9 protein-coding genes are annotated in these 12,607 nt (G+C 65.5%); 3 read left to right on the forward strand and 6 right to left on the reverse strand.

All coding sequences use genetic code 11. The annotated features are described in order from the left end of the window. Nucleotides 1-2: 2 nt before the first annotated feature. The 6 genes from cls to dapC form a co-directional block, all read right to left on the reverse strand. Nucleotides 3-1,493 carry a cardiolipin synthase gene (gene cls, locus NCT32_RS05935; protein ID WP_061117581.1) on the reverse strand — a complete coding sequence of 497 codons (1,491 nt, stop codon included), beginning with the start codon at nt 1,491-1,493 and terminating at the stop codon, nt 3-5. 121 nt (nt 1,494-1,614) lie between these two features. Continuing rightward, a complete protein-coding gene (gene prmB / locus NCT32_RS05940; protein ID WP_061117580.1) occupies nt 1,615-2,499 on the reverse strand; it encodes a 50S ribosomal protein L3 N(5)-glutamine methyltransferase in 885 nt (294 codons plus the stop codon). 30 nt (nt 2,500-2,529) lie between these two features. Further along, a complete protein-coding gene (gene dapE, locus NCT32_RS05945) occupies nt 2,530-3,666 on the reverse strand; it encodes a succinyl-diaminopimelate desuccinylase (RefSeq protein ID WP_061117579.1) in 1,137 nt (378 codons plus the stop codon). Between the two features lie 97 nt (nt 3,667-3,763). Then, entirely contained in the window at nt 3,764-4,135 is a 372-nt protein-coding gene (locus NCT32_RS05950; RefSeq protein ID WP_061117578.1) for an ArsC family reductase, read from the reverse strand. Nucleotides 4,136-4,137: 2 nt separating this feature from the next. Next, a complete protein-coding gene (gene dapD, locus NCT32_RS05955; RefSeq protein ID WP_061117577.1) occupies nt 4,138-4,965 on the reverse strand; it encodes a 2,3,4,5-tetrahydropyridine-2,6-dicarboxylate N-succinyltransferase in 828 nt (275 codons plus the stop codon). 46 nt (nt 4,966-5,011) lie between these two features. Then, a complete protein-coding gene (gene dapC / locus NCT32_RS05960) occupies nt 5,012-6,229 on the reverse strand; it encodes a succinyldiaminopimelate transaminase (protein WP_061117636.1) in 1,218 nt (405 codons plus the stop codon). Nucleotides 6,230-6,431: 202 nt separating this feature from the next. On the opposite strand from dapC, the gene NCT32_RS05965 reads away from it, so the two are divergent. The 3 genes from NCT32_RS05965 (at nt 6,432) to NCT32_RS05975 (ending at nt 12,476) form a co-directional block, all read left to right on the forward strand. Then, on the forward strand, nt 6,432-7,409 hold the full coding sequence (locus NCT32_RS05965) for a DMT family transporter (protein ID WP_061117576.1): 978 nt from the start codon (nt 6,432-6,434) through the stop codon (nt 7,407-7,409). A gap of 124 nt (nt 7,410-7,533) precedes the next feature. Next, entirely contained in the window at nt 7,534-11,049 is a 3,516-nt protein-coding gene (gene smc, locus NCT32_RS05970; RefSeq protein ID WP_061117575.1) for a chromosome segregation protein SMC, read from the forward strand. Between the two features lie 176 nt (nt 11,050-11,225). Continuing rightward, on the forward strand, nt 11,226-12,476 hold the full coding sequence (locus NCT32_RS05975) for a cell division protein ZipA C-terminal FtsZ-binding domain-containing protein (protein WP_061117574.1): 1,251 nt from the start codon (nt 11,226-11,228) through the stop codon (nt 12,474-12,476). Nucleotides 12,477-12,607 lie beyond the last annotated feature (131 nt).

A 12,607-nucleotide genomic window follows, 5' to 3' on the forward strand; every position in this document is an offset into this window, starting at 1 on the left:
GTTCAGAGGATCGGCGAGAAAAGGCGCGCGACGTGCATCGCCATGCGGAGCCAGAACGTCTTGCCGCGGTAGTCGTTGCTGTCGATCTCGAAGGAATCCGCGAAGTCGGCGAGCAGCATCGATTCGACCTGGCTCGCGAACGCGCGATCGACCGTCAGCACCGTGATTTCGAAGTTAAGGCGAAACGACCGGTTGTCGAGATTCGCGCTGCCGATCGACGCGGCGATGTCGTCGACGAGCACGACCTTCTGATGCAGAAAGCCCGGCCTGTAGCGGAAGATGCGCACGCCCGCCTGAACGAGGTCGTACGCATACAGCCGGGATGCCGCGAAGACCACGCGATGGTCGCGACGGCTCGGAATCAGGATGCGCACGTCCACGCCGCGCATCACCGCAAGCCTGAGCGCCGAAAATACGGCTTCGTCGGGAATCAGATAGGGCGATGTGATCCAGATGCGCTCGCGCGCCGCGTTGATCGCCTCGACGAAAAAGAGCGAGCAGGTCTCCTGTTTGTCGGCGGGACCGCTCGACAGCACCATGCAGTGCATGTTCTCGTCCGAATGCGGCGCGGGGCCGAGTTCGGGCAGACGCTGCGTCGCCCAGTACCAGTCTTCGGTGAACACGAACTGGATGCTCGCGACCGCCGGCCCGCGCACTTCCACGTGCGTGTCGCGCCACGGCGAGAGCCGCGGATTGCCGCCGAGATATTCGACGCCGACGTTGTGCCCGCCGACGAACGCGCGCTTGCCGTCCACCACGACGATCTTCCGATGATTGCGGAAGTTGATCTGGAAACGGTGCACGAACTTGCGGGTGGCCGCGAACGGATGCGCCTCGACGCCGCCCGCGCGCAGCGCGCTCACGTAGCGATGCGGCAGGTCGAAGCTGCCGATGCTGTCGTACAGGAAATACACGCGCACGCCGGCCTGGGCTTTCTTGATGAGCGCGTCCTTGAGCAATTCGCCGAGCGCGTCGGCGCGCACGATGAAAAACTGCACGACCACATAGTGTTCCGCTGCGGCTATGGCTTCGAGGATAGCCGTGAACGTGGCGTCGCCATTGATGAGCACGCGCGCCGAGTTGCCGCGCAAAAACGGCATGCCGGAAAGTCGCTGCAAGGTGCGGATCGTCGGATTGCCGAGATAGGACGCCGGTCCCGGCGCGATTTCGCCGCGCACGCCGGTGGCATCGACGAGCGCAGCGGCTTCGGGCGCATCGCTGCGTGCGCCGGAGTCCCATTCGGCGGGCTTCGAGCGGCTGCGCAGGATCTCGATCTCCAGCCGACGCTCGTCGATATAGCCCGCAAACTTGCTGCGGCCGAGGAAGAGATAGGGAATCAGCGTGAAGTAGGGCATCGCGACGAGCGACACCGCCCACGCCACCGCGCCTTGTGACGTGCGAGTGTTGATGACGGCATGGATGGCGGCGATCACGCCGAGCACATGCGCGGCCATCACGAGCGTGCCGAGGTGTAGCCAGTCGGATGCTTGCATAGACGCGGGGAGGAGCGAAGGGCCTCGCTATTGGCGAGTTGCCATATTACCCAACCCTTTCCCGCGAAGTGTTAGCGAACGTTGCCGCGCGTGCGCCGCAACGTTCGCCTGAGCGGAAGGCTCACGCCGGAAGATCGGCGGCCTGGATCAGGAACACGTTGTCGTCGCCGGCGCTCGTCGAGAGCCAGACGAGATCGAGACCGCCGAGCGCGGCTTCCACGTTCGGCCGCTCGTTGCCGATTTCGACGACGAGCACGCCGTCTTCGGTCAGCCACTTGCGCGCGTCGCGCACGATGCGCCGCACGACGTCCATGCCATCCGCGCCGCCCGCGAGCGCGAGCTCGGGCTCGTGCCGGTACTCTTCCGGCAGCGCCTGCATCGCCTGTGCGTTGACGTAGGGCGGATTGGTGATGATCACCTCGTAACGCGCCGGCGGCAGCGGCGCGTACAGGTCACCTTCGTAGAGGCTCACGCGCGCGTCGAGCCCGTATTCGTCGACGTTGCGGCGCGCGACCGCGAGCGCATCGGCCGAGATGTCGACGGCATCGACATCGGCGTTTTCGAAGGCTTGCGCGGCGAGGATCGCGAGACAGCCGGAGCCGGTGCACAGCTCGAGCACGCGCGTGACCTGATCCGGATCGGCGACATACGGCTGCAAGCCGTCCTGCAGCAACTCGCCGATGAACGAACGCGGCACGATCACGCGCTCGTCGACGTAGAAGCGGCGGCCGTGCATCCACGCTTCCTGCGTGATGTACGCGGCGGGAATGCGCTCCTTCGCGCGGCGCTCGATCACTTTCATGACGGCGTCGATTTCGTTGTCGAGCAGGCGCGCGTCGAGGAACGGGTCGAGCGTGTCGAGCGGCAGATGCAGCGTATGCAGGATCAGATACGCGGCTTCGTCGTAGGCATTGGCCGAGCCGTGGCCGAACGACAGGCCTGCTTCGGTGAAACGCGAGACGCCGAAGCGCAGCAGGTCGCGCACGGTGGTGAAGGGCAGCGCCATTGAAGGCTCCTTGTTATTGTGAGATTGAATTCAGGCGATCAGTGCTTCGAGCACGCGCCGGTACACGTTCTTGAGCGGCTCGATGAAGCGCACGTCGACATGCTCGTCGATCTTGTGGATCGTGCCGTTGGGCGGGCCGAACTCCACGACCTGATCGCAGATTTGCGCGATGAAGCGTCCATCGGACGTTCCGCCCGAGGTAGACAGTTCGGTGCGCACGCCGGTTTCATCGACGATGGCTTTTTCGAGCGCATCCGAAAGCGCGCCGCGCGGCGTGAGAAAGGGCAGGCCGCTCACGATCCATGTCAGATCGTAGTCGAGGCCGTGCCTGTCGAGAATCGCGCGCACACGGCTTTGCAGGCTCTCGACCGTGCTCGCCGTCGAGAAGCGGAAGTTGAACATCAGATCGGCGTGGCCGGGAATGATGTTGGTCGCGCCCGTGCCGGAGTGCAGGTTCGACACTTGCCAGGTCGTCGGCGGGAAGTATTCGTTGCCGTCGTCCCAACGCTCGGCGACGAGTTCGGCAAGCGCCGGCGCGAGCAGATGCACCGGATTCTTCGCGAGATGCGGATACGCAATATGCCCCTGCACGCCCTTGACGACGAGCTTGCCTGTCATCGAGCCGCGCCGGCCGTTCTTGACCATGTCGCCGAGCGTGGCGTTCGAGGTCGGCTCGCCGACGATGCAGTAATCGAGCCGCACGCCACGCGCCTTCAACGCTTCGACGACCTTGATCGTGCCGTCGGTCGCGGGGCCTTCTTCATCGCTCGTGATGAGAAACGCGAGCGTTCCGCGATGCTCCGGATGTTTTGCGACGAACTCTTCGCTCGACACGACGAACGCCGCGAGCGACGCCTTCATGTCCGCCGCGCCGCGGCCGAAGAGCTTGCCGTCGCGATGCGTCGGTGTGAAGGGTGGCGAGGTCCATTGTTCGAGCGGACCCGTCGGCACGACATCGGTGTGGCCGGCGAACGCGAGCAGTCTGGCCGATGCGTCCGTGCCGCGCCTCACGGCCCACAGGTTGGTGACGCCGCCCGATTCGATTGTTTCGCATTCGAAGCCGATCGCCGCAAGCCGCTCGATCATGAGCGCCTGACAAGCCTGGTCGTCGGGCGTGACGGATGCGCGTTCGATCAGCGCTTCGGTGAGGGAAAGGGTCGCGGACATGGTCGTATTAGGTCGGTGCGATAAAAAATGCCGGCGCGCAGGCCGGCACTCGTAGCAATCCTGCGATGACCGTCGAGTTCACAGTCATCGCGTTCGCTCAGGCGAAGAGCGTTTCGTACTGCTCGGCCGAAAACCCGAGCGTCTTCACGCGCCCGTTCACGACGACGACCGGCCGCTTGATGATCGACGGCTTGTGAATCATCAGCGCGATCGCGCCGCCGGTCGTATCGGCTTCGGCCTTGTGCACGTCGGACAAGCCGCGCCACGTCGTGCCGCGCTTGTTGATGAGCTGGTCGAGCGGCACGTCCTTCAGCCAGTCCTGAATCAGCGCATTCGACACGCCGGCCTTCTTGAAGTCGTGAAACTCGAACGGCACGCCGTGCTCTTCCAGCCACACGCGCGCTTTTTTCACGGTGTCGCAATTCGGAATGCCGTAGACGACGGTGGTCGGAGTGGAACCGCGCGCCACGATCAGTCGCCTCGCAGCAGTTCGTTGAGGCCGACTTTCGCGCGCGTCTTGGCGTCGACCTTCTTGACGATCACGGCGCAGTACAGGCTGTGCGAGCCGTCCTTCGACGGCAGATTGCCCGCGACGACGACCGAGCCCGCCGGAATGCGGCCATAGCTGACTTCGCCGGTTTCGCGGTCATAGATCTTGGTCGACTGGCCGAGATACACGCCCATCGAAATGACGGAATTCTCTTCGACGATCACGCCTTCCACCACTTCCGAACGCGCGCCGATGAAGCAGTTGTCCTCGATGATGACCGGGTTCGCCTGCAGCGGCTCCAGCACGCCGCCGATGCCCACGCCGCCCGACAGATGCACGTTCTTGCCGATCTGCGCGCACGAGCCGACGGTGGCCCATGTGTCCACCATCGTGCCTTCGTCGACATACGCGCCGATGTTGGTGTACGACGGCATCAGCACGACGTTCTTCGCGATGAACGAGCCGCGGCGCGCGATGGCCGGCGGCACGACGCGGAAACCGCCCGCCGCGAAATCTTCGGCCGTGTAGTTCGCGAACTTCGAAGGCACCTTGTCGTAGAACTGCGAGTAGCCGCCCGCGGGCATCGGCGCGTTGTCTTCCAGGCGGAACGACAGCAGCACGGCCTTCTTCAGCCACTGATTCACGACCCAGTCGCCGTCACGTTTTTCGGCGACGCGCATCTGGCCACGGTCGAGTTGCTCGATTGCGTGCGCGACGGCTTCGCGGACTTCGGCGGGCGCGGCCTTGGGCGAAAGCTCGGCGCGGTTTTCCCAGGCGGTATCGATGATGCTCTGAAGTTGTTGCGACATAGTGATATCAAGGATGGAGGATTGGACCGGCGACGCTCGATGTGCGTCAGGACTTGAGCGAGCGGCAGAATTCGACGATGCGGCGGGCTCCTTCGACACATTCCCCGGTCTCGGCCACGAGCGCGATACGCACGAACCCTTCACCGGGATTCGTGCCGTGCGCGAGGCGAGCGAGAAAAGAGCCCGGCAGAACCGTCACATTATAGTCGGCGTACAGGCGCGCCGCGAACTCGGTATCCGTGAGCCCGGTGCCCGAAACGTTCGCCCAGAGGTAGAACGCGGCGTCGGGCAGGCGCACGTCGAGCACGTCGGCGAGCATCGGCGTGACTGTCTGGAATTTTTTCAGATACTTCGCGCGGTTGTCGCGCACGTGCGTTTCATCCTGCCACGCGACGACGCTCGCGCGCTGAAACACCGTCGACAGCGCCGCGCCGTGATAGGTGCGGTAGAGCAGGAAGTCCTTCAGGATCGACGCATCGCCCGCGACGAAGCCCGAGCGCATGCCGGGCACGTTCGATCGCTTCGACAGGCTCGAGAGCATCACGAGACGCTCGAAGCCGCGATTGAGCAGCCGCGCCGCTTCGAGGCCGCCGAGCGGCGGATTGGTCTCGTCGAAATAGATTTCCGAATAGCATTCGTCCGACGCGATCACGAAGCCGTGCTTGTCTGACAGCGCGAAGAGCTCGCGCCAGTTCTCGAGCGTGAGCACCGCGCCGGTCGGATTGCCCGGCGAGCACACGTAGAGCAGTTGCGTGCGTGCCCAGATGTGCTCGGGCACCGCCGAATAGTCGCACGCGAAATTGCGCGCGGGATCGCTGTTGACGAAGTACGGCTCGGCGCCCGCGAGCAGGGCTGCGCCTTCGTAGATTTGATAGAACGGGTTCGGGCAGAGTACGATGGGCGGTTCGGCGGCGTTCGTCGTACGACTGTCGATCACGGTCTGCGCGAGCGCGAAGAGCGCTTCTCGCGAGCCGGAAACGGGCAGGACCTGCGTCGCCGCATCGATCGATTCGAGGCCGTAGCGCTGCATCACCCATGCCGCGATCGCCGCGCGCAGCGGCTCGCTGCCGAGCGTCGCCGGATAAGAGGCGAGACCGTCGAGCGCATGGATCACCGCGTCGCGGATCAGCGGCGGCGTCGGATGCTTCGGCTCGCCGATGCCGAAGCTGATCGGCGTGAATCCGGCGCGAGGCTCGATGCCTTTGAAGAGCGCACGAAGCTTTTCGAAGGGATAAGGCTGAAGTTTCTTGAGAAGTGGATTCACGGCGTGACCGGTAAGCAGTGAGCGATGCGCGCGAGGCAGTAAAGCGCCTGCGAGGAAGGCATCGAAAGACATCGAACGGACGCGAAGCAAGCGGACGATTATAGCGCGCGCCCCTGGCTCGAAAGCGGGCAGCGGCGCGCGGCACGAAGGACAAGACACGAATGAACAAGCTCGAAAAGGGCATGATGGGCGGGGCGCCGGCATGACCCGCGGACTGCGCAATGCATGGCCGACGCTCGCGATCATGCTGGGCGCCTCGGTGTGGGGCCTCGTCTGGTACCCGATGCGCATGCTCGCCGCGATGGGCCTCTCCGGCACGGCCGCCAGCGCGACGACGAGCGCCGCCGCGTGCGTCTTCGTGCTGCTCGCCAAACGCCGCTCGATCAGTACGCTCTCCTGGCACTGGCTGCTCGTCGGGCTAGGCGTGGCGGCGGGCGTGACCAATATCGGTTTCGTGTGGGGCGCGATCCACGGCCAGGTGATGCGCGTGCTGCTGCTCTTCTATCTGACGCCCGCGTGGACCGCGATCTTCGCGCACTTCATCCTGAAAGAACGCCTGACTCGCGCCGATGCGGCGCTCTCGCTGCTCTCGCTCGCGGGCGCCGTGACGATGCTCTGGTCGCCCGAGCTCGGCGTGCCGTTGCCCGCCGATCTCGCGGAATGGGCGGGTCTCGTCGGCGGCATGGGCTTCGCGATGAGCAACGTGCTTGTCGTGAAGGTCACGCGCATCCTGCCCGCGATGAAGCCCGAGATGCGCACGGCCGTGATCTTCGGCGGCGCGGCGCTGATCGCGTCTGTCGTCACGCTGTTCGAGCCGATGCCCGCGCCGCCCGCCGCCGCGCTCCTGCCCACGGTGACGTTTATCGTGATCGGGCTGGGCGTCGTGCTCGCGGGCAACAACATGATCGTGCAGGTCGGGCTCGCGCGGGTGCCCGCCAATCGCGCGTCGATCATCATGCTCTTCGAGCTCGTCGTCACCGCGCTCTCGGCGTGGCTGTTCGCAGGCGAAGTGCCCGGCCCGCGCGAATGGGCGGGCGGCGCGTGCATCGTCGTGGCGTGCGTGCTGTCGGCGTGGGTGCATCGACAGGGCGCAGCGCGCTCGCCTCCCGCGCCCGAAGCGCTCGACATCGTAGAAGAGGCGCCGGAAAGCAAAAAGAAATCGACTCGCGCGATGGTATGATGGTGTCCGCTTCGCCGGGACACGCATGCGTCGTCGCGTTGCGTGACCGAATGCGATCGACGCGCCGCAATGCGGCTCGTCTGCCATCTATCCTCCGTCATCAATTCCAAACAGCGATATCGCCGTGCGTCTGACCTCGATAAAACTCGCTGGCTTCAAGTCCTTCGTCGATCCCACGCATTTCCAGGTCCCCGGCCAGCTCGTCGGCGTGGTCGGACCGAATGGCTGTGGCAAGTCCAACATCATCGATGCCGTGCGCTGGGTGCTCGGCGAATCGCGCGCCTCCGAGTTGCGCGGCGAATCGATGCAGGACGTGATCTTCAATGGCTCGACGGCGCGCAAACCCGGCAGCCGGGCGAGCGTCGAACTCATATTCGATAACGCCGACGGCCGCGCCGCCGGCCAGTGGAGCAGCTACGGCGAAATCGCCGTGAAACGCGTGCTGACGCGCGACGGCACCTCCAGCTACTACATCAACAATCTGCCCGCGCGCCGCCGCGACATTCAGGACATCTTCCTCGGCACGGGCCTCGGCCCGCGTGCCTACGCGATCATCGGGCAGGGCATGATCGCGCGCATCATCGAGGCGAAGCCGGAAGAGCTGCGCGTGTTCCTCGAAGAAGCTGCCGGGGTGTCGAAGTACAAGGAGCGCCGTCGCGAGACCGAGAACCGTCTGCATGACACGCGCGAGAACCTGACGCGCGTCGAGGACATCGTCCGGGAGCTGTCGACCAATCTCGAGAAGCTCGAAGCGCAGGCGGTCGTCGCGACGAAGTACAAGGAACTGCAGACCGAGGGCGAAGAGAAACAGCGTCTGCTGTGGCTCTTGCGCAAGAAGGAAGCGGGCAACGAAGCCGAACGCCAGCAGCGCGCGATCCGCGAGGCGCAGGTCGAGCTCGAGGCGCAGACCGCGCGTCTGCGTGAAGTCGAAGCGCAACTGGAAACGCTGCGTGTCGCGCACTACAGCGCAAGCGACGCGATGCAGGGCGCGCAAGGCTCTCTTTACGAAGCCAATGCCGAAGTGAGCCGGCTCGAGGCGGAGATCCGCTTCATCGTCGAGTCGCGCAATCGCGTGCAGGCGCAGATCGCCGCGCTCACCGCGCAGCGCGAGCAATGGCAGGCGCAGGCGCAGAAGGCGCGCGACGAGATCGACACCGCGACCGAAGCGCTTGCCGAAGGCGAGGAAAAAGCCGCGATCGCAGCCGATACCGCCGCCGCGAAGCACGACGCGCTGCCCGCGCTCGAAGCCCGCTGGCGGGATCACCAGACGCAACTGAACGAAGAGCGCGCGGGCATCGCGCGCGCGGAGCAGGCGCTCAAGCTCGAAGCGGCGCATCAGCGCAACGCGGATCAGCAGCTTCAACAATTGCAGCAGCGCCAGGAGCGGCTCAAGAGCGAAGCGAGCGGGCTGGACGCGCCCGACGAGGCGCATCTCGAAGAGTTGCGCATACAGCTCGCCGAAAACGAAGAGATTCTTGCCGAAGCGCAAGCGCGCCTCGCCGATGCGCAGGAAACGGTGCCGCGCCTGGACGCTGAGCGCCGCGAAGCGCAGGAGCGCGTTCAGAAGGAAAGCGCGCAGATTCACCAGCTCGAAGCGCGCCTCGCCGCGTTGAAGCAGCTTCAGGAAAGCGTGCAGACCGAAGGCAAGATTCAGCCGTGGCTCGACAAGCACGAGCTCGGCGCGCTGCCGCGTCTGTGGAAAAAGCTGCACGTCGAGCCCGGCTGGGAAGCGGCGCTCGAATCCGTGTTGCGCGAGCGTCTTGCCGCGCTCGAAGTATCGAATCTGGATTGGGTCAAGGCGTTCGCCACCGATGCGCCGCCCGCCAAGCTCGCGTTCTATTCGCCGCCCGTCGCGGGCAAGCCGGTTCAGACGCCGGAGGGCTTGCGCCCGCTGCTGTCGCTCGTGCGCATCGACGATCCGGGTCTGCGCGCCGTGCTCAACGAATGGCTCGCGACGACGTTCATCGTCGACGATATCGCGCAGGCGCTGGCCTCGCGCAATCAGTTGCCGGAGGGCGCCGCGTTCGTCGTGAAAGCGGGGCACATCGTGACGCGCGTGGGTGTGCAGCTCTACGCGTCGGATTCCGAGCAGTCGGGCATGCTCGCGCGGGCTCAGGAAATCGAGAACCTCACGAAGCAGGTGCGCGCTCAAGGCTTGCTGTCCGACGAAGCGAAAGCCAACGCCGTGCGCGCCGATGCCGCGCACACGCAAGGCTCGCAGACGCTCGCCGAGGCGCGCGCGGCGGCGGAGCGCGCGACGCAGCGCGTCCACGCATTGCAGCTCGACGTGCTGAAGCTCGCGCAGGCGCACGAACGCTACACGCAGCGTAGTACGCAAATCGGCGAGGAACTGGAAGAGATCGCCGCGCAGATCGAAGAGCAGCGCGCGCTGCGCGCCGAATCGGAAGCCGCGTTCGAGCGTCATGATGGCGAGATCGCGCAATTGCAGGCGCGTTTCGAAGACAACCAGCTCGCGTTCGAATCGCTCGACGAAGAACTGACGAATGCGCGTCACGAACTGCGCGAACTCGAGCGCGCCGCGAGCGATGCAAGCTTCGCCGTGCGCGGCCTGTCCGCGAAGATCGACGAGTACCGGCGCAACATCGACACGGCGCACGATCAGAGCGAGCGCATCGCCGGCACGCTGGAAGACGCCCGCGCCGAACTCGAAACCATCAACGAGCAGACGGCGCAGACCGGTCTGCAGGACGCGCTCGAAGTGCGCGCGGCGCGCGAGGAATCTTTGCATGCGGCGCGCGTCGAACTGGACGATCTCACCGCGCGTCTGCGTCAGGCCGACGAGCAGCGTCTCATGGCCGAACGCTCGCTGCAGCCGCTGCGCGACAAGATCAACGAATTGCAGTTGAAGGAGCAGGCCGCGCGTATCAGCGGCGAGCAGTTCGTCGAACAATTGCAGGCAGCGGGCGTCGATGAAGCCGAGCTCGCCGCGAAGCTCACGCCGGACATGAAGCCGTCTTATCTGCAAGGCGAGGTCACGCGCCTGAACAACGCGATCACCGCGCTTGGCCCCGTCAACATGGCCGCGCTCGAAGAGCTCGCGGCGGCGACCGAGCGCAAGCACTTCCTCGATGCGCAGTCGGCGGATCTGAACGACGCCATCGGCACGCTGGAAGACGCGATTCAGAAGATCGACCAGGAAACGCGCGCACTGCTGCAAGGCACGTTCGACGAGGTGAACCGTCACTTCGGCGAGCTGTTCCCGCGTCTCTTTGGCGGCGGGCAGGCGAAGCTCATCATGACCGGCGACGAGATCCTCGACGCCGGCGTGCAGGTGATGGCGCAGCCGCCCGGCAAGAAGAATTCGACGATCCACCTGCTTTCGGGCGGCGAGAAGGCGCTCACCGCGACCGCGCTCGTGTTCGCGATGTTCCAGTTGAATCCCGCGCCGTTCTGTCTGCTCGACGAAGTGGACGCGCCGCTCGACGATGCGAACACGGAACGCTTCGCGAACCTCGTGCGCGCGATGGCGGCCAAGACGCAGTTCCTGTTCATTTCGCACAACAAGATCGCGATGGAAATGGCGCAGCAACTGATCGGCGTGACGATGCAGGAGCAGGGCGTGTCGCGCATCGTCGCGGTGGACATGGAAGCCGCGGCGGGTTTTGCGCAGAACGGCTGAAGCATCGCGGTTCGCAAAAGTTTCGATTGAATGAAGGGCCGGACAGTGATCCGGCAGCGTGCGTCAAGGCGCGGAGTGGCGCGCATCGGCCAGGCGGCGGCGACAAGCCGGAACGCGGCGCGATGCGTGCGACAGATCGCGCGGCGCTTCGTAATCTAAAGAATGATGGAGCCTGCATGGACGAGTTGACACTCGGTTTGATTGGAGCCGGAGCCGTGGTGGTGGGCGGCGTGGTCGTGTACAACGCGTGGCAGAGCGCGAAGGTGCGTCGCAAGATGCCGCGTCCGATGCCCGATGAAGCGGCCGATGCGCTTGCGCGCCACGAAACCGACGACGAACAGCCGTTCATCGAGCCCGTGCGCCAGTCGCGGCGGGAGCCGGTCTCGGGCGAGGTCGAGGGCGCCGACGACAAACCGCGCGATGCGCGCGTGGAACCGAGCTTCGGCGGCGTGAATCCGGCGCCGCCGGTCGCGCCTGCCGACACGGCCGTCGATCTGCAGGCCGAGGCGACGTCCGCCAATGGCGCCGCGCAGGAAACCGAAATCGACGGTGACGATGAACGCACCGAGCCCGTGATGCCCGCCGCGACGACGATTTCGTCGGCGCCGCCGGCGGTGGTGGATCGGCGCATCGACTGCGTCGTGCCGATCCGGCTCGCCGCGCCGGTCGCGGGCGATCGAGTGATTCCGCTCGCGCAGCGTCTGCGTCGGGCGGGCACGAAACCCGTCACGATCGAAGGCAAGGCCGAGGGCGAGGCCGCCTGGGAACTGCCGCGCAACGGCGTGCGCTATGATGAACTGCGCGCGGCCGCGCAACTCGCGAACCGCAGCGGCCCGCTCAACGAGCTCGAATTCTCCGAGTTCGTGACGGGCGTGCAGCGCCTCGCCGATGCCATCGACGGCGCGCCCGAGTTCCCCGACATGATGGAGACCGTCGGCATGGCGCGCGAGCTCGACGCGTTCGCCGCGCAATGCGACGCGCAGCTTTCGATCAACATCCTCTCCGACGGCGCGCCGTGGTCCGCGAACTACGTGCAGGCGGTGGCGTCGCAGGACGGACTCCTGCTTTCACGCGACGGCACGCGTTTCGTGAAGCTCGACGCGAAGCAGAATCCCGTCTTCATGCTCCAGTTCGGCGACACCAACTTCCTGCGTGACGACCTCACGTACAAGGGCGGCCAGATGATCACGCTGGTGCTCGATGTGCCTGTCGCCGACGAGGACATCCTGCCCTTTCGCCTGATGTGCGACTACGCGAAGTCGCTTTCGGAGCGTATCGGCGCGCGTGTCGTCGACGATCAGCGGCGGCCGCTGCCCGAATCCGCGCTGCTCGCCATCGAAAAGCAGTTGATGACGCTTTATGCGAAGCTTGAGCAGGCGGGGATGCCGGCCGGCTCGCCCGCGACGCGGCGTCTTTTCAGCCAGTAGGCGTTCGACGCGCGCGGCTCGCAATGCGCGCTCGCTGCAAGAAATCGCGCCCCGGCCGGGGCGCTTTTCTTTGCGTGCGTGCTGACGCACCGAGGCCCGCACTTAGGCCATCCGGCCGACGCCACGATTTA

Source organism: Caballeronia sp. INML2, assembly GCF_023631365.1.
GTDB lineage: Bacteria > Pseudomonadota > Gammaproteobacteria > Burkholderiales > Burkholderiaceae > Caballeronia > Caballeronia turbans.

Excerpts from the sequence above, each read along its gene's own strand:
- cls (WP_061117581.1), bottom strand. The coding sequence starts at position 1,493 with ATGCAAGCATCCGACTGGCTACACCTCGGCACGCTCGTGATGGCCGCG.
- NCT32_RS05975 (WP_061117574.1), top strand. The coding sequence starts at position 11,226 with ATGGACGAGTTGACACTCGGTTTGATTGGAGCCGGAGCCGTGGTGGTG.
- NCT32_RS05965 (WP_061117576.1), top strand. The coding sequence starts at position 6,432 with ATGACCCGCGGACTGCGCAATGCATGGCCGACGCTCGCGATCATGCTG.
- dapD (WP_061117577.1), bottom strand. The coding sequence starts at position 4,965 with ATGTCGCAACAACTTCAGAGCATCATCGATACCGCCTGGGAAAACCGC.
- prmB (WP_061117580.1), bottom strand. The coding sequence starts at position 2,499 with ATGGCGCTGCCCTTCACCACCGTGCGCGACCTGCTGCGCTTCGGCGTC.
- dapE (WP_061117579.1), bottom strand. The coding sequence starts at position 3,666 with ATGTCCGCGACCCTTTCCCTCACCGAAGCGCTGATCGAACGCGCATCC.